The following is a 1139-nucleotide window of genomic DNA, read 5'->3' as shown; positions in this document are numbered from 1 at the left end:
CCAACGGTACGGCCGCCTTCACGGATTGCGAAACGCAGACCATCGTCCATTGCGATTGGGTGGATCAGGGTGACGATCATTTTGATGTTGTCGCCCGGCATTACCATTTCAACGCCTTCCGGCAGTTCGATCATACCTGTTACGTCTGTGGTACGGAAGTAGAACTGTGGACGGTAACCTTTGAAGAATGGAGTATGACGACCACCTTCATCTTTGCTCAGAATATAAACTTCTGATTCAAATTTGGTATGTGGTTTGATTGAACCTGGTTTAGCCAGAACCTGACCACGTTCGATTTCTTCACGCTTGGTACCACGCAGCAGAACACCGACGTTCTCACCGGCACGGCCTTCGTCCAGCAGTTTGCGGAACATTTCAACACCGGTACAGGTGGTTTTCGCAGTATCTTTGATACCCACGATTTCAACTTCCTCACCAACCTTGATGATACCGCGCTCAACACGACCGGTAACAACGGTACCACGGCCGGAGATTGAGAATACGTCTTCGATTGGCAGCAGGAACGGCTTGTCAATTGCACGCTCTGGCTCAGGGATGTAAGAATCCAGGTAGCCTGCCAGTTCAACGATTTTAGCTTCCCACTCTGGCTCGCCTTCCAGTGCTTTCAGCGCTGAACCGCGAACGATTGGAGTGTCGTCGCCAGGGAAATCGTACTGAGACAGAAGTTCACGAACTTCCATTTCAACCAGTTCCAGCAGCTCTTCATCATCAACCATGTCACATTTGTTCAGGAATACGATGATGTAAGGAACGCCAACCTGACGACCTAACAGGATGTGCTCACGAGTCTGTGGCATAGGGCCATCAGTTGCAGCAACAACCAGGATAGCGCCGTCCATCTGTGCAGCACCGGTGATCATGTTTTTAACGTAGTCGGCGTGCCCCGGGCAGTCAACGTGCGCGTAGTGGCGAGTCGGAGTATCGTACTCTACGTGAGAAGTAGAGATGGTGATACCACGTGCTTTTTCTTCAGGCGCGTTATCGATCTGGTCGAATGCACGAGCGTTACCGCCGTAGGTTTTTGCCAGAACGGTGGTGATTGCAGCAGTCAGGGTAGTTTTACCGTGGTCAACGTGGCCGATAGTACCAACGTTAACGTGCGGTTTCGTACGTTCAAA

General features: G+C 51.2%; 1 protein-coding gene. It reads right to left on the bottom strand.

Translation table 11 applies throughout. The annotated features are described in order from the left end of the window. On the bottom strand, positions 1–1139 hold a 1139-nt coding region (tuf, locus tag ACSBQN_RS19260), incomplete at both ends, for an elongation factor Tu (protein ID WP_434991810.1).

Origin of the sequence: Morganella sp. B601, assembly GCF_051172335.1 — a bacterium.
Taxonomy (GTDB): Bacteria; Pseudomonadota; Gammaproteobacteria; order Enterobacterales; family Enterobacteriaceae; genus Morganella; species Morganella morganii.
This window is presented reverse-complemented; position numbering and strand designations above follow the sequence as displayed.